This is a genomic window from Sedimentitalea todarodis, from assembly GCF_032595355.1.
Classification (GTDB): domain Bacteria; phylum Pseudomonadota; class Alphaproteobacteria; order Rhodobacterales; family Rhodobacteraceae; genus Sedimentitalea; species Sedimentitalea todarodis.
In genome coordinates, this window is record NZ_JASMWN010000002.1 from 259,424 (window position 1) to 285,082 (window position 25,659).

18 protein-coding genes are annotated in these 25,659 nt (G+C 62.4%); 8 read left to right on the top strand and 10 right to left on the bottom strand.

The features are described from left to right. Window positions 1–50: 50 nt before the first annotated feature. Window positions 51–572 carry a glutathione peroxidase gene (locus QO231_RS04005; protein WP_316773553.1) on the top strand — a complete coding sequence of 174 codons (522 nt, stop codon included), beginning with the start codon at window positions 51–53 and terminating at the stop codon, window positions 570–572. Window positions 573–697: 125 nt separating this feature from the next. After that, the gene (locus QO231_RS04010; protein WP_316773554.1) at window positions 698–2,995 is read left to right on the top strand and encodes a heavy metal translocating P-type ATPase; all 2,298 of its coding nucleotides are present in this window, start codon (window positions 698–700) and stop codon (window positions 2,993–2,995) included. A 149-nt stretch (window positions 2,996–3,144) separates the two neighbouring features. Here the strand turns inward: QO231_RS04010 and QO231_RS04015 are convergent, their stop codons facing one another. Then, window positions 3,145–3,735 carry an outer membrane protein gene (locus QO231_RS04015; protein WP_316773556.1) on the bottom strand — a complete coding sequence of 197 codons (591 nt, stop codon included), beginning with the start codon at window positions 3,733–3,735 and terminating at the stop codon, window positions 3,145–3,147. Window positions 3,736–4,060: 325 nt separating this feature from the next. Between QO231_RS04015 and QO231_RS04020 the strand changes: the two genes are divergently transcribed. Further along, complete coding sequence (locus QO231_RS04020) at window positions 4,061–4,993, top strand: ketopantoate reductase family protein (protein ID WP_316773558.1); 933 nt, start codon at window positions 4,061–4,063, stop codon at window positions 4,991–4,993. A gap of 67 nt (window positions 4,994–5,060) precedes the next feature. Here the strand turns inward: QO231_RS04020 and QO231_RS04025 are convergent, their stop codons facing one another. Together QO231_RS04025 and mutL are read right to left on the bottom strand one after the other, a co-directional pair. Next, on the bottom strand, window positions 5,061–6,296 hold the full coding sequence (locus QO231_RS04025; protein ID WP_316773560.1) for a DNA recombination protein RmuC: 1,236 nt from the start codon (window positions 6,294–6,296) through the stop codon (window positions 5,061–5,063). After that, window positions 6,293–8,128 (bottom strand): DNA mismatch repair endonuclease MutL, encoded by a 1,836-nt coding sequence (gene mutL, locus QO231_RS04030; protein ID WP_316773562.1) that lies wholly within the window; start codon window positions 8,126–8,128, stop codon window positions 6,293–6,295. Before mutL ends, QO231_RS04025 begins: the two co-directional genes overlap by 4 nt. Before the next feature lie 125 nt (window positions 8,129–8,253). Between mutL and QO231_RS04035 the strand changes: the two genes are divergently transcribed. Beyond that, window positions 8,254–11,829, top strand: a complete 3,576-nt coding sequence (locus tag QO231_RS04035) for a hydantoinase B/oxoprolinase family protein (protein ID WP_316773564.1) — start codon at window positions 8,254–8,256, stop codon at window positions 11,827–11,829. Between the two features lie 85 nt (window positions 11,830–11,914). Beyond that, the gene (locus tag QO231_RS04040; protein ID WP_316773566.1) at window positions 11,915–13,975 is read left to right on the top strand and encodes a DEAD/DEAH box helicase; all 2,061 of its coding nucleotides are present in this window, start codon (window positions 11,915–11,917) and stop codon (window positions 13,973–13,975) included. A 4-nt stretch (window positions 13,976–13,979) separates the two neighbouring features. Here QO231_RS04040 and QO231_RS04045 read toward each other — a convergent pair whose 3' ends face one another. The 4 genes from QO231_RS04045 to QO231_RS04060 are packed head-to-tail and all read right to left on the bottom strand — an operon-like array spanning window position 13,980 to window position 17,885. Further along, window positions 13,980–14,909 (bottom strand): metal ABC transporter permease, encoded by a 930-nt coding sequence (locus tag QO231_RS04045; protein ID WP_316773568.1) that lies wholly within the window; start codon window positions 14,907–14,909, stop codon window positions 13,980–13,982. After that, the gene (locus tag QO231_RS04050) at window positions 14,906–16,111 is read right to left on the bottom strand and encodes a metal ABC transporter permease (protein WP_316773570.1); all 1,206 of its coding nucleotides are present in this window, start codon (window positions 16,109–16,111) and stop codon (window positions 14,906–14,908) included. Before QO231_RS04050 ends, QO231_RS04045 begins: the two co-directional genes overlap by 4 nt. Window positions 16,112–16,114: 3 nt before the next feature. Continuing rightward, the gene (locus QO231_RS04055; RefSeq protein ID WP_316773572.1) at window positions 16,115–16,924 is read right to left on the bottom strand and encodes a metal ABC transporter ATP-binding protein; all 810 of its coding nucleotides are present in this window, start codon (window positions 16,922–16,924) and stop codon (window positions 16,115–16,117) included. Between the two features lies 1 nt (window position 16,925). After that, window positions 16,926–17,885 (bottom strand): metal ABC transporter solute-binding protein, Zn/Mn family, encoded by a 960-nt coding sequence (locus tag QO231_RS04060; RefSeq protein ID WP_316773856.1) that lies wholly within the window; start codon window positions 17,883–17,885, stop codon window positions 16,926–16,928. Window positions 17,886–18,193: 308 nt separating this feature from the next. Here QO231_RS04060 and deoC point away from each other — a divergent pair, with 308 nt between their 5' ends. Together deoC and QO231_RS04070 are read left to right on the top strand one after the other, a co-directional pair. Continuing rightward, window positions 18,194–19,183, top strand: a complete 990-nt coding sequence (gene deoC / locus QO231_RS04065) for a deoxyribose-phosphate aldolase (protein WP_316773573.1) — start codon at window positions 18,194–18,196, stop codon at window positions 19,181–19,183. 51 nt (window positions 19,184–19,234) lie between these two features. Then, window positions 19,235–21,571, top strand: coding sequence for an aldehyde dehydrogenase family protein (locus tag QO231_RS04070; RefSeq protein ID WP_316773574.1), 2,337 nt, complete (start codon window positions 19,235–19,237; stop codon window positions 21,569–21,571). 38 nt (window positions 21,572–21,609) lie between these two features. On the opposite strand, the gene QO231_RS04075 is transcribed toward QO231_RS04070, so the two are convergent. After that, complete coding sequence (locus tag QO231_RS04075) at window positions 21,610–22,329, bottom strand: helix-turn-helix transcriptional regulator (RefSeq protein WP_316773576.1); 720 nt, start codon at window positions 22,327–22,329, stop codon at window positions 21,610–21,612. Window positions 22,330–22,430: 101 nt separating this feature from the next. Between QO231_RS04075 and QO231_RS04080 the strand changes: the two genes are divergently transcribed. After that, entirely contained in the window at window positions 22,431–22,826 is a 396-nt protein-coding gene (locus QO231_RS04080) for a RidA family protein (RefSeq protein ID WP_316773578.1), read from the top strand. A 64-nt stretch (window positions 22,827–22,890) separates the two neighbouring features. Here QO231_RS04080 and QO231_RS04085 read toward each other — a convergent pair whose 3' ends face one another. Further along, on the bottom strand, window positions 22,891–24,204 hold the full coding sequence (locus QO231_RS04085; RefSeq protein ID WP_316773579.1) for a M16 family metallopeptidase: 1,314 nt from the start codon (window positions 24,202–24,204) through the stop codon (window positions 22,891–22,893). Beyond that, on the bottom strand, window positions 24,201–25,556 hold the full coding sequence (locus QO231_RS04090) for a M16 family metallopeptidase (RefSeq protein WP_316773581.1): 1,356 nt from the start codon (window positions 25,554–25,556) through the stop codon (window positions 24,201–24,203). The genes QO231_RS04085 and QO231_RS04090 overlap by 4 nt, the downstream gene beginning before the upstream one ends. Window positions 25,557–25,659 lie beyond the last annotated feature (103 nt).

A 25,659-nucleotide genomic window follows, 5' to 3' on the forward strand; every position in this document is an offset into this window, starting at 1 on the left:
TGATCTGACACGCCCCCTGCGACGTAGTCTTCACATGCTTGGAGGACGACATGAAACACCTGATTCTCGCAATATTGTTCGCGGTCATTGCCCAGGCCGGGATGGCGCGTGGCGTGAGCGGAACTTTTTCATCCATCGACGGAGGCTCGCTGAGCATCGAGGATTGGCGCGGTCAGCCCGTCCTTGTCGTGAACACAGCGTCACAATGCGGTTTTACCGGCCAGTACACAGACCTTCAAATCCTCTATGATCAGTACCGCGATCAGGGCCTGGTCGTGCTGGCCGTGCCGTCAGACGATTTCAACCAAGAGCTCGCGACAGCCTCCGAAGTAAAGGAGTTTTGCGAACTGAACTACGATCTGGATCTCCCGATGACCGATATCAGCAACGTTAAGGGCGCCAATGCGCATCCCTTTTACAAGGCTGTTCGGAAAGAGTCCGGGTTCGAACCAACGTGGAATTTCAACAAGGTTCTGATCGCGCCAGACGGAAGCGTCCTTGCAACATGGGGTTCCACCGTCAAACCCACCTCCCGCAAGATCAAACGGGAAATCGAGGCTTTGCTCAACTAGCGGCGGGCGGCCGCCAGGTCGGACTGCCCGTAAGTCCGCCGCTTGGCCAAGCCCATTTTCGGCCCGTATCTTTCAATCGGTGCTCTCCCCACCTATTCTCTTGGTAGGAAACGGGGGTAGGTCCGATGCCACAGCACCAAACCATACAGCTTCAGGTGTCCGGCCTGTCTTGCGCGTCTTGCGTCGGCCGGGCGCAGCGTGCATTGCAATCCGCACCCGGAGTGGTCACCGCCACGGTCAATCTGGCGACGGAAACCGCGACAGTCGACTTTGACACGACAATCGGTTCGCCAATCCAGATCGCTGATGTTGTCACCAAGGCGGGCTATCCGGCCCGGCCAAAGACGCCTGATGCTGCCCCCCAAGACAAGTCCGAAGACATCGCGCGGCTCAGGCGCATGACGGTGATTGCGGCGCTGCTGGCTCTGCCGGTCTTTCTGCTTGAGATGGGCTCGCACCTGGTGCCGGGCATTCACCAGCTGATTGCCCAGACCATTGGCACCCAGAACAGCCATATTCTCCAGTTCCTGCTCACGACGGCGGTCCTCTTCGGCCCCGGGTTTCAGTTCTTTGCCAAAGGACTTCCGGCCCTGCTGCGGCGCGTGCCGGACATGAATTCACTTGTGGCGATCGGGACGCTTGCGGCCTACGGGTTCTCGGTCGTGGCAACATTTGCGCCGGGCCTGTTGCCCGCCGGAACGGCCAATGTCTATTTCGAGGCCGCCGCCGTCATTGTCGTTCTCATCCTCTTGGGCCGCTATCTGGAGGCGCGCGCCAAAGGGCGCACCGGTGACGCGATCCGCCGGCTGATCAAACTGCGCAGCGGGGTCGCCCGTGTCGAAAGAACGGATCAGACAGTCGACCTGCCAATCGAAGAGATCGCCGTCGGGGATATCATTCAGGTGCGCCCAGGCGAACGTGTTGCAGTGGATGGTGTGGTGCTGTCCGGCACCTCCTTTGTGAATGAGAGCATGATCACCGGTGAGCCGATCCCGGTTCCCAAAGCTGTCGACGACACGGTGATCGGTGGCACGATCAATTCCACCGGGGCATTCCGCTTTCGCGCCGCGCGGGTTGGGGCGGATACCATGCTCGCCCGGATCATCGCGATGGTCGAACAGGCACAGGCCGCGAAGCTGCCCATTCAGGGTGTGGTTGACCGCATCACCACATGGTTCGTGCCTGCGGTGATGGTGGTCGCCGTGGCCACGATATTGTTGTGGCTCGCCTTTGGTCCTGCCCCTGCGCTGCCTTACGCGCTGGTTGCCGGGGTTTCGGTGCTGATCATCGCTTGCCCCTGCGCGATGGGTCTGGCGACGCCGACTTCGATCATGGTGGGGACCGGGCGCGCCGCAGAGTTGGGTGTGTTCTTTCGCAAGGGCGACGCCTTGCAACTGCTGCAAGAGGTGAACGTGGTCGCGCTCGACAAGACCGGGACGCTGACGCAAGGCCGTCCCGCGATGACCGACCTTGTCACCGCCGAGGGGTTCGACAAGCACCGTGTGCTTGGCTTGATTGCCACCGTCGAAGCCCTCTCGGAACACCCGATCGCCAATGCGGTATCGCGCGCGGCGGCCGAGGCCGGTCTGTCGTTAGGCGAAGCCACGGAGTTTGAATCGATCACCGGGTTGGGGGCGCAAGCGCGCGTTGACGGCCACCGGGTTCTGATCGGATCAGACCAGTTCATGGCCCGCCACGGGATCGAGCTTGGCGATCTGGCGGACACGGGCGCGACGCTGGCGCAGCGCGGACGCACGCCACTCTATGCCGCCATTGACGACCGTGCCGCGGCGGTTATCGGCGTGTCGGATCCGATCAAGCCAACCACACCCGTGGCGATCAAGGCCTTTCATGACATGGGGCTGAAGGTCGCGATGATCTCGGGCGACAACCAGACGACTGCCCAGGCCATCGCGGACGAGTTGAGAATTGATACCGTTATCGCCGGAGTTCTGCCGGACGGAAAGGTTGCCGCACTCACCGAATTGCGAGCAGGCGGCAAGCTGGCGTTTGTCGGTGACGGGATCAACGACGCCCCCGCCCTGGCATCGGCAGACGTGGGCATTGCCGTCGGCAGCGGAACCGATGTCGCAATCGAGGCCGCAGATGTGGTGTTGATCTCGGGCGATCTTACCGGCGTGGCCCATGCCTTTGACATTTCGTCGAAAACCATGCGCAATATTCACCAGAACCTGTTCTGGGCATTCGGGTACAACGTGCTGTTGATCCCGGTTGCAGCGGGGGTTTTCTATCCCATGTTCGGGCTGATGCTGTCTCCCGTTCTGGCCGCCGGAGCAATGGCGATGTCGTCGGTGTTCGTGGTGACGAACGCGCTGCGGCTGCGCCATGCCAAACCCGCAAGCTTCGCGCCCGCAGCCGACAAACAGGTACAGTCCGGAATGGTGGAAGCCGCATCGATCTGAACTGGCTGCCACGGCCGTTGACCTTGATCACTGAATAGGAAATCCCGCTTCGACGGCGCCTTGATATCGCCCAACGCCCTATCAAACAGAAATCGGCCCGCAATCATATGATTGCGGGCCGACCTTGGGAAAATCAGGCGTAGTGCGCCTTAGAAGCGGTAGGATGTTCTCAGGTAGATCGTGCTGAGGTCGACATCGCCACCACCGGATCCGATACCGTCAAAGCTCTGATAGAGGTACTCGGCACCGACTGTCCAGTTGTCATCAACCCACCAGTCATACCCGAAACCGATCGCGTAGCCATCGCTGCTTCCGTCAAAGAAGTCGCCGACACCATTCAGGTCGGTATAGGCGTAGCCGAGGCTGCCGTAGAGCATGCCGTTGCCCAATTCATAGCCACCGATCACGTTCAGGCGGGCAATCCCGTCGAAGGTCGCGGATTGGTTGGTGTCTGCGTTGTTGATCGTGATGTTGGCCCAGTCGTACTGGAATTCCGGTCCGACATACCAACCATTGCCCACGGCCCAGAGATAGCCGCCAGAGATACCGCCGATGACGCTGTCACTGTCGAAATCGGTGAGAGTATCGACAGCACTGCCGAGGTCGAAATCGCCGTAGGCGTAACCCAGTTGAACACCGAGGTATCCGCCAGCGAAATCACCCGCCTGTGCCGGTGCCGTGGCCAGCGCTGCGGTCGCGGCCGAAGCGAAAAGAAGAGCAGTAGTCGTACGTTTGATCATCATACTTCTCCATTGGAACGATTGTGTATTGCCGCAAGGCACCAGCTCATTTCCGCGTCCCGGAAACGACCTGTTTGATGCGTAGTTAAGATCACCTTAACGCATTTCAAGTGACAGTTCCACAACCGGTAGTAATTCGCAAACGCACCACGCGGCTGTGGCCAAATATCCACACCTGCAGCGAGGTCGTGCACAAATGCGCCGCATAAGGCGATCAGCCAAGGGCGTTCCTATCGACACCGAACGTGGTGTGTATACGCATATTTTCTGGGCTTTTTTCAGCCGCTGTCCTAGCCTCGGCAACACATGTGAGAACGGAGGCCAAATGAAAATCGCAACTATGGCAACCGGCGGGATCGGTGGGTTTCTGGCTGTTCGTCTGACACAGGCCGGACACCAGGTCGCGACAATAGCGCGCGGCGCGCATCTTGAGGCCATTCGCGAACGTGGCCTTACATTGAATGGACCGGATGAAGGCGATGATTCTGTGACTGTGACGCCCTGGGTCGCGACGGATATCCCGGAGCAGGTCGGGCCGGTTGATGCAGTCATCTTTGGCGTAAAGGGCGACGCGCTGGAGAGCGCAGCAAAGGCCTGTTTGCCGATGATCGGGCCGGATACGGTGGTTGTGCCGTTCCTGAATGGCGTCGAAGCCTCCAACCGCTTGCTTGCCATTCTGCCCGAGGCCTGTGTTGCCAATGGGGTTGCCCATGTTTCAACCACCATCGCCGAACCGGGCATCATCGATCAGGTCGGCACCTTCAACCGCTTTGTCTTTGCCGAGCGTGACAACCGCCCGTCGGCGCGCATTGATGCCCTGCGCAGCGCGATCAATGCGGCAGGGTCATCGGCGCCTGCAACCGATGACGTCGATCGCGATCTCTGGATGAAGTTCATTATGTTCTCGGGCGCGTCCGGGATCACCGCCGCCGCGCGCTGCATCATCGGCGACATTCTGGACAATCCGCCACTGGGTAATCTGTTCCGCGCTGTCGTTGCGGAAACGACGGCTCTGGGGCGGGCCAGGGGCATCTCGTTGCCGACGACCATCGAAGACGACACATGGGCCATCGTGCAGAACCTGCCACGCGACATGCGCGCCTCGACCGCGATTGACCTCGAGGCGGGACGGCCGCTGGAGATCGAGTGGATCTCTGGGGCGGTGCGACGGCTGGCGCAGGACTCCGACGTGCCCGCTCCGATCAACGCGGCGCTCTATGCGCTGCTGTTGCCGCACAGGTCCGGCCAAGGGGGCTGAGGGGCGCTGCCCCTCAGGCTCCCCGGAGTATTTTCCCAAAGATGAAGAGGCTTGAAACACAGCCAGATCAGGCCTCGGGCTGACCCAGCTTTACAACGTTGTCCGGCTCGGCCGCGATCTCTTCGAAATCGAAATTGTCCAGCCTCTGCGCCCGGCGTCCGGCCTTGTCAGCGCTGATCTTGATATCGGAAATATCCTTGGCCGCCTGCCCGAAATGCCGGTCGAGATTGCCGACCCGTTCGCCGAGCCGATCGACATCCTTGTGCAACAGGCCCAACTCCCTGCGGATGGCACCCGCCTGTTCGCGCATCCGCGCATCCTTGAGGATCGCGCGCATGGTATTGAGCGTCGCCATACAGGTGGTCGGAGAGACGATCCACACCCGCGCCGCAAACCCCTCGCGCACCAGTTCCGGGAAATTCGCGTGGAGTTCCGCATAGACAGCCTCGGACGGCAGGAACATCAGCGCGCCATCCGCCGTCTCGCCCTCGAGGATGTAGCGTTCGGATATCGCCTTGATATGAGTGCGCACTGACGTGCGCATGAACCGCCCTGCCTCTGTCACCTGGGCGGGTGTATCCGCCGCGCGCAGCGCCTCGTAGGCTTCGAGAGGGAACTTGCTGTCGATGACGATCGGCCCCGGCGGATTGGGCAACCGGACCAGGCAATCCGCGCGCTTTCCGTTGCTCAGCGTCGCTTGCAGGTCATAGCTGTCCTTGGGCAACGCCTTGGACACGATATCGTTGAGCTGGATTTCACCAAATGCGCCGCGCGTCTGCTTGTTGCTGAGAATGTCCTGCAGGGACAGTACATCACCCGACAGCTTGGTGATATTGTCCTGCGCCTTGTCGATGGTTGCCAACCGCTCCTGCAACTGCGTCAACGAGGTCGCGGTCTGCTTGGACGTGCCGTGCAGGGTTTCCTTCATCCGCTCCTGCATCTCGGTCAACGCGCGATTCTGGCGCATCATGTTGTCCGCCAAACGGTCGTTCATGTGTTGCTGCACATCCGACAGGCGGCTTTCGACGGTCTGGATCATCTGCACCTGCGCATTGGCCTGGGTTTCGGACACGTGCTGCAAGCCGCCGCGCATCTGCTCTTGCCCCTGCCCCAGTTGCTGCACGCTCTGACCGAGGAGACCCAGTTGCCGCGCCAGAGGTTCTGCCATCCGCGCGGACCGCGCCGAGGCGCGCACCGCGAGCACCAGCAGGATCAGCACCAGCAGGATCAGCACCGCCGCGCCAAGAACGGCCAGAACCTGTGGGTCATCCAGCGCGTAGGTGAATTCGCCGATCTGTATCATGTGCGGCCGAACAGCCGCTCAATGTCGGTCAGTTTCAATTCCACGTAGGTCGGCCGCCCGTGGTTGCATTGCCCGGAATGCGGCGTCGCCTCCATCTCGCGCAAGAGCGCGTTCATCTCTTCGGCCCGCATCCGCCGGCCGGACCGGACCGACCCGTGGCAGGCCACCCGCGACAGGATTGCCTCGATCCGCGCCTGTACGGTCTGGCTGGTATCGAGATCGGTGAGTTCGTCGACAATATCGCGGATCATCGCAGCCGCATCGACCGTGCCCAGTATTGCCGGGGTTTCGCGAACCGCGATGGCACCACCGCCAAAGGGTTCGATGGTCAAGCCAAGCCGCGCCAAATCCTCGGCCATCTCGAGCAACCGGGCGCAGTCCGCGTCTGACAGTTCGACAATCTCAGGGATCAGCAGCGCTTGTGCCGCCACGCCGTTCTCCGCCATCTGCGCCTTGAGCTTTTCATAAACCAGACGCTCATGCGCAGCGTGTTGATCGACAATGACCATGCCCGTGGCGGTCTGGGCGATGATGTAATTCTCGTGCACCTGCCCGCGTGCAGCCCCGAGTGGCAGGGCCTCGGCCTCTGGTTCGGTCTCGGGCACGGTGTCGACGACACGACCGCTGAAACTGTCGGCCATCTCGGCAAAACCCGGTGCCTGCGCGGCATAGGCCGCGTGGCGCGCGCCCATCGACGGGCGGTCCATCTGGTAGACGCGCGCGCCGGGTGACTCGGGCGTCATGGCGCCCAGCGTCGCGTGCGCCACGGTGGTCGACGCGCGATGCCCCGCTTCGGCAAGTGCATGGCGCAGCGCCGACACGATCAACCCGCGCGGGATGCCTGCATCGCGAAACCGGACTTCGGATTTGGCCGGGTGGACGTTCACGTCAACCAGCGTCGGATCGCAATCCAGAAACAGCGCCGCAACCGGATGCCGGTCCCGGCTCAGGAAATCGAAATAGGCGGCGCGCAATGCGCCCCCAAGCATCTTGTCGCGCACCGGACGGCCATTGACAAAGACATACTGCGCCACCGCCGCGCCGCGCGAATAGGTTGGCAGGGCGGCGTATCCAAACAGGCGGATATCTTCGCGCGTGGCATCAATCCGCAAGGCGTTCTCGGCAAATTCACGGCCCAGAACGCGAGCCAGCCGCCCGTGCAATGCGTCAAACAGATCGCCGGTTTCCGGGTCGGCGCGGAACACCGTGCGTGCGTCACCACCGCCGGACACATCGCGCAGGGTGAACCCGACAGACGGCTCGGCCATCGCCAGACGTTTGACGACATCGGTGATCGCCTGCGCCTCGGCCCGGTCGGTGCGCATGAATTTCAGCCGCGCGGGCGTGGCATAAAAGAGGTCACGCAACTCGACGACCGTGCCGGTATTCAGCGCTGCCGGCCGCACCGCACCCATGTCGCCACCCGCGACACGAATGCTGGCCGCCTCCAGGCCTGCCACCCGGCTGGTGATGGTCAGCCGCCCCACTGCCCCCAAAGACGGCAGCGCCTCGCCGCGAAACCCGAAGGTATGGATATGCAGCAGGTCGGACCCATCGATCTTGGAGGTGGCATGGCGCGACAGCGCCAGTTCCAGATCATCCGGCGCGATACCACAGCCATCATCCGTCACCCTGATCAGCGTCTTGCCGCCATCGGCAATGTCGACCCCGATGCGCAACGCACCCGCATCAATCGCGTTTTCGACCAGTTCCTTGACCGCCGAGGCCGGGCGCTCGACAACTTCGCCGGCCGCGATGCGATTGATCGCCGCTTCGTCAAGTTGCCGGATCACCGGAGGCTTTTCGCCGATATTGGGGTTGGTTTGCACCATGCCCCTATACCTAGCATGACGTGCAACGATTCTGCCACCGGAATGATGCGCAATCCTGCGTCCGTTCGTTGACAAATCCGCAGCACCCGGCAAAGGCTGCACCACAGGCAAGGGCGAGGGCAGAGATGAGCGGGCAGTGGGAATTCTGGATCGACCGGGGCGGCACCTTTACCGATGTGGTGGCACGCAAGCCTGATGGCACACTCGTCACACACAAGCTACTCTCGGAAAACCCGGAGCGCTATGCCGATGCCGCCGTTCAGGGCATTCGGGACATGATGGAGATCGATGGCGCGTTTCCGGACGGCGCTATCGGCGCGGTCAAGATGGGCACGACCGTTGCAACCAACGCGCTATTGGAACGCAAGGGCGAAGCGGTGCTTCTTCTGATCACCAAGGGGTTTCGCGACCTGCTTCAGATCGGTTACCAGACCCGGCCACGACTGTTCGATCTGCATATCGTCCGCCCGGAACTTCTCTATGACAGGGTTGCAGAGATGGACGAACGGCTGGACGCCGAAGGCAATGTGATCCGCCGCCTGGACGAGGACGCCGCAGGAGCCGCCTTGCAAACGGCCTATGATGCCGGTCTGCGCGCGGTCGCCATTGCCGGGCTTCATGCCTATCTGAACCCCGTGCACGAACAGCGCGTCGCAGAAATGGCCCGCGCGATTGGCTTTACCCAGATATCGACCAGTCACGAAGTCAGCAAGCTGGCCAAGCTGGTCGGGCGTGGTGATACGACGGTCGTTGACGCCTATCTGTCTCCGATCCTGCGCCGCTATGTGGATCAGGTCGCCGATGCGCTCGACATGGGGCGCGCCTGTGACCGGCTGCTGTTCATGCAGTCCAGCGGCGGCCTTACCGATGCGCGGCTGTTTCAGGGCAAGGATGCGATCCTTTCCGGACCAGCAGGCGGCATTGTCGGCATGGTCAAGACGGGCGAAGCGGCGGGCCATGACCACCTGATCGGCTTTGATATGGGCGGCACCTCGACCGATGTCAGCCACTATGCCGGCACCTTCGAGCGCTCCTTTGAAACCGAGGTCGCAGGCGTGCGCATGCGTGCGCCGATGATGGATATCCATACCGTTGCCGCCGGCGGTGGCTCAATCTGCAGCTTCTCCCAGGGGCGGTTTCAGGTCGGACCGGAAAGCGCCGGCGCGGATCCCGGCCCGGCCTGCTATCGGCGTGGCGGCCCGCTGACCGTGACCGATTGCAATGTCATGTTGGGCAAGCTGAATCCCGATCACTTTCCCCATGTCTTTGGCCCTGACGGCGATCTGCCGCTGGATGCCGACACGGTCCGCGCCAGATTTGCGGCCCTCGCGCAGGACGTTGCCGATGAAACCGGCGAAGCGCCCCGCCTGCCCGAAGACATCGCCACCGGCTTTCTGCACATCGCGGTCGATAACATGGCCAACGCGATCAAGAAGATCAGCGTCCAGCGGGGGCATGATGTGACCGGATATGCGCTGCAGTGTTTCGGCGGTGCGGGTGGTCAGCATGCCTGCCTTGTTGCCGACGCTCTCGGCATGTCTCGGGTCTTCATCCATCCCTATGCCGGTGTCTTGTCGGCCTATGGCATGGGCCTTGCCGAAATCCGCGCCCTGCGCGAGGTACAGGTCGATGCGCCGCTCGCCGATATCGAAGCCGCCCGTGCCGCGCTAACGGCGATCGAAACCGACGCCACTGCCGAAGTCAGCGATCAGGGGGCGGCGCAAATCCGTACCGAATGCCGCGCGCATCTGCGCTATGATGGCTCGCATCAGGCTCTTGAGGTTCCGTTCGGCGACACCAACGCCATGCAGGCCGCGTTTGAAGACGCCCACAGGAGCCGGTTTGGTTTTATCTCACCCGACCGGGCGATCCTGTTTGAAATGGTCGCCGCCGAGGCAATCGGTGACACCGGACAGGCCCCGGCACCGGTGCCTTTTGGCGACGACCCCGCGCCGCGCGCGCACATTCCGTTTCATTGCGACGGCACGTGGCAGACCGTTCCGCTCTTTGGGCGCGAAACCCTTCCCCGCGACGTCCATATCAAAGGCCCCGCCGTCATTACAGAGGCAACGGGCACCAACATCGTCGAACCCGGCTGGGCCGCGCGGCTGGACGACATGGGCAACCTGATCCTGGATCGCACCAGCGCCAAGATCCATTCCCGCGCCGCCGGGACCGAGGCCGACCCGGTCCTGCTCGAAGTCATGGGCAACCTCTTCATGTCGGTTGCCGATCAGATGGGTGCAACGCTTGCCAACACGTCCTGGTCGGTCAACATCAAGGAGCGGCTCGATTTCTCCTGTGCGATCTTTGACGTGAATGGCGATCTGGTGGCCAATGCACCGCATGTGCCGGTGCATCTTGGCTCGATGTCCGACAGCGTCAAAACCGTGATGCGCGAGAATGCGGGCGATATTCACGAGGGCGACGCCTTCATGCTGAATTCGCCCTATAACGGCGGCACCCATCTGCCCGATGTCACGGTGATCACCCCGGTCTTTTCCAACGGCACAGCGGTTTTCTGGCTCGGCAGTCGTGGCCACCATGCCGATATCGGCGGCCGCACCCCCGGCAGCGCGCCGCCCGACAGCACCCATATCGACGAAGAAGGCGTCCTGATCGACAATGTACGCCTCGTTTCGCGGGGCACCTTTCAACGCAAGACAGCCGAACAGGTGCTCGGCTCTGGCCGCTACCCCTGCCGCAATATCGCGCAGAACATGGCCGATCTTCAGGCGCAGGTGGCGGCCAATGAAACCGGGCGGCAGGCGCTGCTCAAGGTGGCAGAACGCTATGGGCTGGATGTGGTGACCGCCTATATGGGCCACGTACAGGACAATGCCGAAGAAAGCGTGCGCCGCGTGCTGGGCAAGCTGCCCGGTGGTCGGTTCAGCTATCCGATGGATCACGGGGCCAAGATCGAAGTCGCGGTCACCGTGGACAGCGACGCTCGCGAGGCCGTGATCGACTTTACCGGCACCTCGCCGCAACACACGGGCAACTACAACGCACCGTTCTCGATCTGCCGGGCGGTGGTGCTCTATGTCTTCCGCACGCTGGTCGGAGAGAACATTCCTCTGAACGAGGGGTGCCTGCATCCGCTTAAGATCATCGCACCCGAAGGGTCGATGCTGAACCCGGCCTATCCGGCGGCAGTGATTGCGGGCAACACCGAGGTCAGCCAGGCAATGTGCAACGCGCTCTATGGGGCGCTACACGTGATTGCGGGCAGTCAGGCGACGATGAACAATTTTGTCTGGGGCAACGACGCGTTTCAGAATTACGAGACCATTGCCGGTGGCACCGGGGCCGGTCCGGGATTTGATGGCTGCGACGCGATCCAGACCCATATGACCAATACCCGGATGACTGATCCGGAAATATTGGAGAAACGTTTCCCAGTGCGGCTCGAAGAGTTCGGTATTCGCCACGGCTCGGGCGGCAGGGGACACTGGAGCGGCGGGAATGGCGCCACACGCCTGTTACGGTTCCTGTCGCCGGTCACCGTCACCACCCTGTGTTCGCACCGCGAAATCCCGCCATTTGGCGTCGATGGCGGCGCGCCCGGCGCGGTCGGGGTCAACTGGGCCGAAATGCCCGACGGCAGCCGCGTTGATCTCAAGGGCAACGACGAGATTGACCTGCCCGTAGATGCGAGGTTTGGCATGTTCACGCCCGGAGGCGGCGGCTGGGGCACATAGTGCTATACATTGCCCCACCAAAGGTCTAGGTGGCAGCGCTTGATCCCCGCGCGCGATCCCGCGCGTCCATGCTAGAGGCGGCCCCGTGAAACAAACTATCGCAGATGCGCTGAGCCAACAGGGCTATGACAGCCTGACTCAGGTTCAAGAGGCTGTGACCGACCCCGAACTCGGACATTCCGACCTGCTGGTCTCGGCGCAGACCGGATCGGGCAAGACGGTCGGCTTTGGCCTCGCGATCGCCGAAACCATTCTTGGTGCTGCGGATCGCTTTGACAACGCGGCCGCGCCTCTGGCCCTGATCATCGCCCCGACCCGCGAACTGGCGCTTCAGGTCAAACGCGAACTCGGCTGGCTCTATGCCAAGGCCGGGGCGCAACTGGCCTCTTGCGTCGGCGGGATGGACATGCGCGACGAACGCCGCACGCTTGCGCGCGGGGCACATATCGTCGTGGCCACGCCGGGCCGTCTGCGCGACCACATCATGCGGGGCAGCATCGACATGAACGCCCTGCGTGCCATCGTGCTGGACGAGGCGGATGAAATGCTCGACCTCGGCTTTCAGGACGATCTCGAATTCATCCTCGCCAGCGCGCCCGAATCCCGCCGCACCCTGATGTTCTCGGCCACCGTGCCGCGCGGCATTGCCAACCTTGCGGGCAAGTACCAGACCGATGCGGTTCGTATCTCCACGGCAGCGGAAACCCGACAACACGCGGATATCGAATACCGTGCTCTCTCTGTCGCCGCGCGCGATACCGAGAACGCGATCATCAACGTGCTGCGCTACTACGAAGCGCCCAACGCACTGGTCTTTGCCAATACGCGCGCAATGGTGAACCGGCTGACAACGCGGCTCTCCAATCGCGGCTTTTCCGTCGTGGCCCTGTCGGGCGAGCTGTCGCAAGCCGAACGCACCCACGCGCTGCAAGCCATGCGTGACGGACGTGCACGCATCTGTGTCGCCACCGATGTCGCCGCGCGCGGCATCGACCTGCCCAGCCTTGATCTTGTCGTTCATGCGGAACTGCCCAACAGCCATGAAACGCTGCTGCACCGCTCGGGCCGCACCGGGCGTGCCGGGCGCAAAGGCGTCAGCGCGCTGATCGTGCCCCCCGCCGCGCGCAAGAAATGTGAACGCCTGTTGCGCTTTGCCAAGCTGACCGCCGAATGGGGTGAAGCGCCCTCTGCCGACGAGGTGCGCGCGCGCGATGGCGACCGTATGCTGGCCGATCCGGTGTGGCAGGACGCCGTGGCTCCTTCTGACGCCGCGACGGCGTTGGTGGCCCGTTTCAGCGCCGAACAGATCGCCACCGCCTACGTCGCGCTCTATGAAAGCCGCCATTCCGCACCCGAAGAACTGTCCGCACCCGGCCCGGCCGGCAAACCCGAACCGCGCGCGCCCTTTGGGCCCAGCGTCTGGTTCTCGGTTTCGGGTGGCAAGAAGGCCGGCGTCGAAACCCGACGCCTGCTGCCCATCCTGTGCAAGGCCGGAGGCATCACCAAGGACGACATCGGGGCGATCCGCATTCAATACAACGAGAGCTACGTGGAAATCCGGTCGGCCAGCGCAGACAGCTTTGCCGCGACACTTGGCCCGAACATGACAGTCGAGGGCGATGCCAAAGTCACGCGTCTGGACAAGGCCCCGGATCTGGGCGGCTCGTCCCGCCCCGGCGGCAAATCGAGCGACCGCAAGCCCTACGGCGGCAAGCCGTCGGGCCACAAGCCCAAACCGCATCGCGGGGCGGCCCCGGTTGAGCCGACACCCACACCGACCCCTGCGCCAGCACCCGCGCCGACTCCTGCACCCGCACCGGCCAAGCCAGCCGCCAAGACGGATTCGACGCCGATCGACTGGAACGACGCCCCGACACCGCGCGTCAAAAAACCGAAGCCGACCGCAAAAGCCAAGGGCGCTGCGAAACCTGCAAGCCCGCCGCGTGACCCAAAGGCCAAGGACACCTCGCAACCCTACAGGCCTCATGGCAAACCGCTGGCAGGCAAACGCAAATCGCGCACAGCTGAGCCGGGCAAGGCACCGCCCGTCGGCAAGGCAAACAGCAAGAAGAACAAGGCCCGCGCGGCTGCGGCCAAGGCACGCGGCGGTGACAAGCCACCCAAGCGACGCGCGCCGAAATCGTAGAACTCTAGCCCTGCTGTGGCGCACCGCTGCGGTGGCGGCAGGGTCCGAACCGCGCCGTGAGCGCCAGGATCAGACCAGAAACCGTGGCGATCATCCCGGCCGCGCTGACCGCATCCTGCGCACCCAGCCAGAGCGGACCGTAGCCTGCTGCCACATAGCCGATCACCGCCGATGCAATGGCGAAGACCACGCTCCATGCCACCTGATGTTCGAGCCGATTGGTCATCAGCCGCGCGGCTGCAGGCGGGCAGATGAACATTGCAATCACGATGATCGAGCCGACCGCGTCAAACGCCGCAACCGCTGCGACAGCCGCCGTGATAACCAGCGCAAAGCTCAAAAGGTCGGTACGAATGCCCAGCGTCCGGGCAAAGCCCTCGTCAAAGGTCGAGAGCTTCAGCGACCGCCAGAACAGCAGCGTGAACACCGCCACACCCACAAGCGTTATCGCCATCCGTGGCAACTCTGCCGGCATTCCACGCAGCGCCTCGATATCCAGCAATGATCCCCACCCGGTGGCATCCAGCCAGATCAGGCTCTCCAGGTTGCCATACAGCGCATGTTCGACGTCCAGATGCACCGCCGATGTGTCTGATTGCTCGAGCAGCAGCACACCTGCCGCGAACATGCTGGTGAACACCACGCCCATCGCCGCGCCTGGCTCGATCCGGCCCAGACGGCGGATCAGCTCGATCAGGACGACGGCAATCACGGCCGCCCCCGCCGCGCCCAGCATCATTGGCCAGGCAGCAATCATCCCGGTCGCCAGAAACGCCACCACGATGCCCGGCAGCACCACATGGCTGATCGCATCTCCGATCAGCGCCTGGCGTCGCAACACCAGGAAGTTTCCCGGCAGCGCACAGGCAATCGCCGCAAAAATGCCGATCAGCAACGGCGGCAACGACAAGGGAACGAACTCTGCCCCGTTCATGCCGGCACCCCTTCCGGGCTGCCGATGGCCCTGTCGACCTCGGCGATCTGGTCGCGGGTCAAAACCGTTTCGATATCGCGCAGACCGTCATAGAGCGCCGCTGCGGCTTCATGCGCCTGATCCGACCGCACCACTTGCCAGCGCCGCTCGTCGCGCAATGCCTTGGCGGCGCGCGCACGGCCCATATCGGTCGCCACGCCGTCCGCACGCGCCAGCCCGGCGCGCCGGAGCAGGCGCAACGTCAGAGCTTCGTAAATCGGTTGACCCTGCGCCAGCGCCAACAGACCCTGGCGCAGGTGCACCCGCTTTTGAAACCGCAGATGCCGCAGCAACGCCGCCAGCGCACCGCGCCCCGGTGCCAGAAGCAGTGAAACCGTGAAACAGCCAAAGCTGACCAACACGATGATCGGACCCGTCGGCAGGTTCGGCGCCGACGCCGAGACCGCCGCCCCGACGAAGCCCGACAGCCCGCCGACGATACCGGCGAGCAGCACCACCTGGTCGCTGCGTTCGGTCCAGAACCGCGCGGTAACCGGGGGGATAATCAACAGTGCCACGATCAGGATCAGACCGACGATCTTGAGGCCGACCACCGTCACTGCCATCACCAGGCCCATCATCGCCAGATCAATGCGCGCCACCGGCAGCCCGCGCGCCTGCGCATATTCGGGATCAAACGCCACCAGCGTCATCGGTCGTCGCAGCAAGAGGATCAGCGCCAGCGTCACCGCCCCGCCAATGGCAATCACCATTGCATCGGCCCAGAGCATTCCGGCAGTGGAACCGAGCAGAAAGCCTTCGAGCCCTGCCTGCCGCCCCGACCCCATCGTCTGGATCACGGTCAAGAGCACAATGCCGAACCCAAAGAACACCGACAGAACCGCCCCGATGGCCGCGTCTTCGGCCAACCGCGTGTGTCGCACCAGCCAGCTGAGACACACAAGCCCGATCCAGGCCGAAATCGCAGACCCGAGAAGCAACCCCACCAGATTGCGTCCGTCGCCTCCCAGCATCACCATGACGATGAACGCAAGGCACACTCCGGGCAGCGTGGCATGGCTGATCGCGTCGCTGACCAGCGCGCGTTTGCGCAGAAACAGGAATGTTCCGGTACTGCCTGCGGCAATGCCCAGCAGGGTCGCGCCAATGGCGACAAGGGTGGCGTTATAGCCCAGTTGCAGCAGCAGCGCGTCGCCGAGCATGGATCAGGCCAACGCCGCCGCGGCCAGTTGATCGACCTGTGCCGTCGCCAAACGCCCGCCATAGGTCGCCTGCAGCGTCTCGGCTGTGAATGTCGTTGCCACCGGGCCTTCGGCCACCTTGCTGGTATTGATCAGGAACACGTTGTCGAAATAATCCCGCACGGTGGCAAGGTCGTGATGCACGACGACAACTGTCCGCCCTTCGGCGCGCAGTGATTTCAACACGCCGATAATGGCTTTTTCAGTTGCCGCGTCGACCCCGGCGAAGGGTTCATCCAACAGATAGAGATCCGCATCCTGGGCCAGCGCACGGGCAAGGAACACCCGCTGTTGCTGACCACCGGAGAGCTGGCCGATCTGGCGCTCTGCGAAATCGCGCATGCCCACGCGATCGAGGCACTCCAGCGCCCGTGCCCTGTGCACAGCGCGCACCCGACCCAACAGGCCCAGTTGGCGATAGAGCCCCATCAGCACCACGTCGATCACGCGGGTCGGGAAATCCCAGTCGATGCTGGCACGTTGCGGTACATAGGCAATCCGCGCACGCTGGCGATCCAGCGGCGCACCAAACACCTGAACCTGCCCGGACAACGGCTTGACGATCCCCAACGCGGCCTTGAGCAGGGTCGATTTGCCCGCCCCGTTCGGCCCGATTACCGCCGTCATCGCGCCCGGCTGCACGGTCATGTCGACCGAAAACACCGCGGGCTTCTGTCCATAGGACACGGTCAACCCCCGGATCGCGAGCGGGCTGTCGACCTGCGGCTGTCGGTTGGCAATCGTGCCTTCCGATGCGATCAGCGCAATGCTCATTTCAAAACCCCGCCGATAGCTGGCCGGACATGCCGCGCGGCGGCACGACCGCACCCAATGCGGCGGCAATCACCGTCACGTTATGGTCGATCATGCCAACATAGGTGCCTTCATAGGTGCCGTCAGGGCCCATCGCATCACTATAGAGTTCACCACCAATCAGCACCTCGTGGCCACGCGCCGCCGCGCCCTCGACCAAGGCCCGCATGTTGCGATCCGAGACCGAGCTTTCCACGAACACGGCAGTAATCTCGCGCTCGACCAGCATATCCACAAGCGCACTGATCCGGTTCAGACCCGCCTCGCTCTCGGTCGAAATGCCCTGAATCCCCAGAACCTCGACATCATAGCTGTCTCCGAAGTAGCCAAAGGCGTCATGCGCCGTCAGCAGCACACGGTTGTCCTCTGGCACGGCTGCCATGCTCTCGGCGGCATAGGCCGACAGGGCATCCAGTTCTGCCAGATGCTCGGCGGCATTGGCGGCAAACACGTCGGCGGCGTCGGGTCGGGTCGCGGTCAGAGCGGCCTCTACCTGTTCGACCACCAACTTCCACAATTCGGGTGACATCCACACATGCGGGTCAAATTTGTCGTCATAACTGTCATGGCTGCGCAAGACCGCGTGCGGCAAACCATCGGCAACCGCCACCACGTTGCGCTTGCGCGACAGATCCTGAAAGAAATCTTCCATCTGCGCCTCGAGATAGAGCCCGTGCCACAGAACCAGATCGGCGCGGGTCATCGCGACGATATCGGTTCGGGTCTGCCTGTAGGAATGCGGATCAACGCCCGGCCCCATCAGCGCCCGAACATCGACCAGATCACCACCCACCTGTCGGGCGGCATCCGCGATCATGCCCGTTGTCGCAACCACCGTCAGCGACGGTTCAGCCATGGCACGCCCGGCCAGCGGCAGCGCGAGGGCAACCAAAGAGGCAATCAGCAATGAACGACGCAGCATCATCGGAGTCTTCCCATAAGGACAAGTCCCCACGAATATGAGAGTGGTTCGCAACCAAGTCAATGCTATTGCGAATTATTTGCAACTAAAAGTAGGATTCCGGTTGAAAAGCGGGGGGAACGCCACGTTGCTTGGCCCTTCACGCGCCTGATATTCGTGTTACCGGGGTAGATCAGGCCGCGACATCGGCCGGTATGGGACGATGGCGGCGATGCCAAACGCCCGCGCGTCTGTGGCAGAGTTGCCCGCCAGCTTGCCAAGTACGCGGCCCCATGCCACCCTGCGATCTGAATTGAACTGGGGACCAAATGCAGACCGAAACGATGCCGCACAGTTCGCTCCTGCCATTGGTGGCCGAACCGCGCAATCCGGGGATGGATCTGGATATGCAATGGGTGCGCGCGGTGCAGGCGAACACGTCGGCGATCGAACGCCGCGCCTCCTCGCTGCCGGGGCGGCGTTCGTTGAAAAAGGACCATCAGGCCGCCTGGCTCTTGCGTGCGGTTACCTGCATCGATCTGACCACACTGGCCGGCGACGATACCGTGGGCCGGGTGCAGCGGCTTTGTGCCAAGGCGCGCCAACCGGTGCGCGCCGATCTGCTGGATGCGCTTGGGATGCAAGGGCTTACCACTGGTGCCGTCTGTGTCTATCACGATATGATCGCGCCGGCCGTACAGGCGCTGGCAGGCACAGGTATTCCGGTTGCCGCTGTCAGTACCGGATTTCCCGCCGGGTTGTCGCCGTTCCACCTCCGCATCGCCGAGATCGGCGAGAGCGTTGCCGCCGGTGCGCAGGAAATCGACATCGTGATCTCGCGGCGTCAGGTGTTGTCAGGGAACTGGCAGGCGCTCTATGACGAGATGAAGACCTTTCGCGAGGCCTGTGGTGACGCCCATGTCAAAGCGATCCTGGCCACGGGCGAACTGGGCACCCTGCGCAACGTCGGCCGTGCCAGCCTTGTCTGCATGATGGCGGGGGCGGATTTCATCAAGACCTCGACCGGCAAGGAAAGTGTCAATGCCACCCTGCCGGTATCCCTGGTGATGATCCGCGCGATCCGCGACTATTACCAGCGGACCGGTTACCGCGTGGGCTACAAGCCGGCAGGTGGGATATCCAAGGCAAAGGATGCGCTGGTGTACCTGTCGCTGATGAAAGACGAGTTGGGTGATCGGTGGTTGCAGCCCGACCTGTTCCGGTTCGGGGCCAGTTCGCTTCTGGGCGATATCGAGCGCCAGTTGGAACATCATGTGACCGGCGCATACTCTGCCGGTTATCGCCATGCCATCGGCTGAGCCGCCCCTGGCCCGTGTCGCGCCGTTGAGTATTTGGACAAAGGTGAAACGATGACCGTCAAGGAGATATTCGAGACCATGGAGTACGGGCCGGCCCCGGAAAGCGCCGCCGAAGCGCGGGCGTGGCTGGCCGGGCACGATAGCCGGTTCGGGCATTTCATCGACGGATCCTTTACGTCGCCAGCCTCCGGGTTCGACAGTCGCAATCCGGCGACGGGCGCGCATCTGGCCGGGCTGACGCAGGCGACGCAGGCCGATGTGGAAGCTGCCGTTGCCGCCGCACGCAAAGCACAGGGCAAATGGGCTGGGCTGGGCGGGCCGGGGCGCGCGCGTGTTCTGTATGCGATTGCACGGCTGTTGCAGAAACATGCGCGGCTGTTTGCGGTGCTGGAAACGCTCGACAACGGCAAACCGATCCGCGAAAGCCGTGACATCGACATTCCGCTGGCGCAACGGCATTTCTATTACCACGCCGGCATGGCGCAGCTGATGGAAGAGGCGCTACCAGATGCCGATCCGTTGGGCGTCTGCGGGCAGATAATTCCCTGGAATTTCCCGCTCCTGATGCTGGCCTGGAAAATCGCGCCGGCGCTGGCCATGGGCAATACGGTGGTTCTGAAACCGGCCGAATACACCTCGCTGACGGCGCTGTTGTTTGCCGAGATCTGCCAGCAGGCCGGGGTTCCCTCGGGCGTCGTCAATATCGTCACAGGTGACGGCGCGGTCGGCGAAATGCTGGTCGCCGCCGATGTCGACAAGATCGCCTTTACCGGATCCACCACGGTCGGACGACGTATCCGCGAGGCAACAGCCGGGTCAGGCAAGGCGCTGACCCTCGAACTGGGCGGCAAGAGTCCCTACATCGTGTTTGACGATGCCGATCTGGACAGCGCGGTCGAAGGGTTGGTCGATGCGATCTGGTTCAACCAGGGTCAGGTCTGTTGCGCCGGATCGCGTCTGTTGGTTCAGGAGAGCATTGCAGAGGCCTTTCATACACGGCTCACCGCACGGATGGACACGTTGCGGGTTGGCGATCCGTTGGACAAGTGCATTGATATCGGCGCGGTGGTGGACCCTGTTCAACATGCGGCGATCACCCGTATGGTCGATGCGAATTCCGCAGGCACGCGCCATGTTGCCGCCATTGAGATGCCGGCAGAGGGGTGTTTCTATCCTCCGACGCTGATCACCGGGCTGACGCCATCAGACGCGCTGATGCAGGAAGAGATATTTGGCCCGGTGCTGGTCGCCACCACGTTTCGCACGCCCGATGAGGCCGTCGCCATCGCCAACAACACGCGTTATGGGCTGGCCGCGACGGTGTGGACCGAAAATGTCAATCTGGCGCTGGATATCGCGCCAAAGCTGACGGCCGGGGTGGTCTGGGTGAACGCGACCAACCTGTTCGATGCCGCAGCCCCCTTTGGCGGAGTGCGCGAGAGCGGGTTTGGCCGGGAAGGCGGCTGGGAGGGGCTGCGCGCCTATACCAGGCCAAAGAGGAAAACCAGGGCTCTTGTGCGACTTGACCCGCCAACCGGCCAGGGTGCCCCTTCCGACCCTGTCAACCGCACCGCCAAGATGTATGTCGGGGGCAAACAGGCGCGCCCGGACAGTGGCTATTCGCAGCCCATCTTTGGCAAATCCGGCACGCCGCTTGGCCATGTCGGCCTTGGCAGCCGCAAGGATGTGCGCAACGCGGTCGAGGCGGCGCAGGCGGCAGCGGGTTGGGCCGGAACCACGGCCCATTTGCGCGCGCAAATCCTGTATTACATTGCTGAGAATCTATCGGCCCGTGCGGATGAATTCGCCCATCGGATCAATGCCATGACGAGTGGGCGACAGGGCGCAAAAGAGGTCGACGCGAGCATCCAGCGTCTGTTCTCGGCGGCGGCCTGGGCTGACAAATTCGACGGCCAGACCCAATCCGTGCCGATCCGGGGCGTGGCACTTGCGATGAAGGAACCCGTTGGCGTGATCGCGGCCCTATGTGCCGACGAAGCGCCGCTCCTGGGGCTGGTTTCGGTCATGGCTCCGGCCATAGCGATGGGCAACCGCGTGGTGCTAGCAGCAAGCGAACCCTACCCGCTGGCCGCGACCGATTTCTACCAGGTGCTCGATACGTCAGACGTACCCGGCGGTGTCGTCAACATCCTCACCGGGCGGCACGCTGACCTTGCGCCGACCATGGCCGGGCACTTGAATGTGGATGCGGTGTGGAGCTTTTCATCAAGCGATCTGTCGGCAGAGATCGAACGCGCCAGTGCTGGAAACCTCAAACGCACATGGGTCAACAACGGTCGCGCAACTGATTGGTTCAGCGCGCAGACCGGGCGCTTCCTGGCACAGTCGACCGAGGTCAAGACGGTTTGGGTGCCTTACGGCGAGTGACCAAGAAGAACGAGGCGCGAAGGCCGATGCCCGCGACGTCAGCGTGGCGGATCATTGAAAGGGCAAACATCGTCTTCGAACGGCACATGACGTCGCCGGAACGGCGGGCCTTGGATGATGACCGGTTTGCTGATCCGATCCATACGAAAATGACGAAAGTCATCGCGTGCCGGATCCCATGCAACCAGATACCACACCGGTGCCAGGATCAGCATCGCTTGCGGCTCGACCTCGCGACGGGTGTCAACGCCTTTCGCATCGCGATATTGAAACCGAAGGTGCAAACGCTGGATAAACGCTGTTTCGAATGCGGGCAGCAGCGCGGTATCAATCGGCCTGAGATCCGATGTGTCCTGTTGTGGTGACAGATGGCCGATATGCAGGCAATCGAGGAAGCGGCGCAAATCACGCACTTTGTCCGAAGGCAGGGCCTTCTCGATCTTTGCAAGCCCTGCATCTGCAAGATCGGAAAACGGTAGGCTCTGAGCCGCACGCATGGCGGCAACGCTGATAAGAAGTGCGAACACTTCGGCAACGGACAGCCGCGCATTGGTTTGCACCGATTGCGGGTCTAGCTGCACCCCGCCACCGCGCCCGCTTTCGGCATGGATGACAAAGCCTTCATCGCGCAGGGCGCAGATATCGCGAAGGACCGTACGACGCGATGCGCCGACCTCCTGGGCCAACACATCGATCGTCGACGTGCCGTTGCGGCGCAGGCTGCGTATGATTGCATCATGTCGAAGGCGAATATTCATTTCTATACGTTAGCACATTCGGTGACAATATTTGGCACCAATTTATCATATCCGATTTCCAGACAGTTCCATTCAAACAGTTCAATAAGGAAACACCGACAATGCAACGCACCCCTGTAAACCCCTGGGATTGGTCCCTGAACCTTGGCTACAATCAGGCCGAGATCGTCACCGGCACATCGCGCCAGTTGATCTGTGCCGGACAAACGGCCGTAGATGGCGCAGGCAATCCCCAGCATCCCGGCGACATGCGCGGCCAGATCGGCCTGGCGTTGGACAACCTCGAGGCGGTTCTGGATGGCGCGGACATGGGCCTTGGCAACATCATTCGGCTTGGTATCTTTGCAACCGACGTGGGCGAGGCGCTCAGGCACTTCGATCTTCTGGGACTGCGATTTGGCGCACACCAATGCGCCCCGCCGATGACGTTGCTGGGTGTCACCCGGCTGGCACTCCCCGGCTTGATGTTCGAAATCGAGGCCACCGCCGCAGCCTGACGGGGCATTGCATGCAAGGCAACCATTCAGCGATTGCGCTGGATGGTTGCCTGGGTCCGGTGCGTCAATTCACCGATTCAACAAGTCCGACCGGGCGACCGACCACAACAAATTGCAAGCCCTCCGGGTCCAGCAATTCGGCAGCAACCCGGTTTACATCCTCGACCGTCACGGCGTTGACCTTGTCGTTTCGGGTGACGATGTAGTCAATTGGCAGCCCTTGCATCTGCATACCGGTCAGGATCCGCGCAATGGGGCCATTGCCGTCAAACCGCAGGGGATAAGCGCCGGTCAGATAGGTCTTGGCGGCTTCGACTTCCTCGGCGCTGATACCGTCGGTTGCGGCCTTGGCCCATTCCTCCCGGATCACCTTGATTGCTTCTGCAACCCGATCATTGCCCGATGCAACACTGCCCAGATACACCGCTGCCAGATCGCGCGGTGCCAGATAGGAATAGACCCCGTAGGTCAGGCCGCGTTTTTCGCGCACCTCTTTCATCAGGCGGCTTTCGAACGATCCGCTGCCCAAAACTTCGTTGAGCACATAGGCGGCAAAGAAATCCGGGTCCATGCGCTCTATCCCACGCTGACCGAACACCGCGACCGATTGCGGTGTGTCGAAATCGACCACTTTGACACCGCCGGGAATGGTAACCTCGGCGGGATCGGGAAGCGGCGCGCCGGTTTCCGGCAAATCCGCCAGCAGATCGTCCAGCATCGCGCCAAGTTCCTCGGGCGTGATATCGCCCACTGCCGACACGTACAGTCGATCGCGCGCAAAGACAGCGGCATGAGCCGCCAGGATGTCCTCGCGGGTCAATGCCGCAACCGACTCCACCGTGCCCTCGCCGTCGGAACCATAGGGATGATCGCCAAAGATCAACTTGTTGAGCGCGGCACGCGCGATATCGTCAGGGTCCTTGGTCGCCGATTCACGGCTTGCGATGACCTGCGCCCGCACCCGTTCGATGGCCTCGGGGTCAAATCGCGGTTCATGGATGGTATCGCCCAACAGAGTCAGAGCCTCATCGCGGTTCTCGGTGAGAAAACGCGCCGACACGGACACCGCATCATCGCTTGCATCATACCGGAACGAAGCCGCAAGCGCCTCTACCGCGCGCGCATGGGCACGCGCATCCAGATCGCCAGCGCCTTCCTCGATCAATGCTGTCATCAGGTAGACCGCTCCACGCTTGTCGGCTGGATCAAGCGACGTGCCCCCACGAAAGCGGATTTCCAGCGCGGTGAACGGTATGGTGTGGTCCTCGACGAGCCAGGCGTTGATCCCGGCGGGGCTTGTGACGTCCTGCACCTTGACCTCGGCCCAGGCGGGCAATGCCAGAACCAGCGTCAACAGGGCTGCTAACATACGCGTCATTGTATCACCTCGTCATCCTTCATCAGCCAGCCGGTCACCGACGCCTCGGGTTGAAAGAGCTCGCGCGCCACCGCCATGATCTCGTCCGAACTCACCGCTTGCAGGATATCGGGCCAGGCCTGAACATCCTCGATGGTCAGCCCACTGGCCAGACCCCGCCCATAGCGATTGGCAATGCCATCCACATTGTCGCGGGAATAGATCTGTGCGGCGCGAAGCTGCATCTTGATCCGGTCAAGTTGTTCTTCATCGACGCCAGCGCGCATGAATTCCACGATGGTCTCGTCCAGCGCCGCTTCGGCGTCTGCCAGTGACACACCGGTGCTGGGCACGATCACCAGGTCAAACGTGGTGTCATCCAGAGACGTTGCGTTGTAGAACGCGCCGGTGTAGACCGCCAGCTTCCGTTCGAACTGCAACTTTTCAGTCAGGTAGGACGTCGTGCCGTTGCCCAGTATCTCTGCAAGCAACACCAGTGCCGCCGCTTTTTCCTGCTCACCACTATCGCGCTCGGGTGCCAGGTAAGAGCGGGACACATAGGGCTGAGCCACCCGCGCGTCCTTGAATGTCAGCCGCCGCGCCGAGGTTTGGGGCGGTTCCTGCGACCGGATACGCTCGGGCAGGTCGGGGTTGGCCGGGATTACCCCGTAGTAGGTTTCGGCAAGACGCTTTACTTCGTCCGGGTCCGCATCGCCCGAGACCACCAGTATCGCGTTATTGGGTGCATAATAGGTCTGATAAAAGGACAGCGCGTCCTCAAGGCTCAGCTCTTCCATCTCGTGCTTCCACCCAATGACCGGCACGCCATAGCGATGGTTCAGATACTGCGCCGCGCTCATCTGTTCGTTGAACAGGGCGCCGGGGTTGTTCTCAGTGCGCATGTTGCGTTCTTCGAGGATCACGTCACGCTCGGTCAGGATGTCCGCTTCTGCCAGTTGCAGGTTGGTCATGCGGTCGGATTCCATCTGCATCATCAGTTCCAGCCGATCCGCCGCGACACGCTGGAAATAGGCGGTGTAGTCATAGCTGGTAAAGGCATTGTCCTGGCCGCCATTGGCCGCAACCACCGCCGAAAACTCGCCCGGCGCCAGCGTTTCGGTGCCTTTGAAAAGCAAATGCTCCAGAAAATGCGCAACGCCGGATGCGCCAACGGGTTCGTCGGCGGACCCTGCCTTGTACCAGACCATTTGTTGCAGGACCGGCGCGCGATGATCTTCGATCACCACCACCTGCATACCGTTGTCCAGTTCGAAGCTGGTGACGGTATCCTCGATCGTTTCCGCGGCTGACGCTCCGGCACCCCAGGCGGACAAGGCCGCCACCGAAGCCAGAGCAGATAGAACACGCGCCATTGGGCAAACCCTCCATGATACGCGGCTCAACCTACGGTCAGTTCCGCGAGGTTCAAGACGACCTACGCATATTTGAAGTTACAAATATTTAACCTGAACCCGC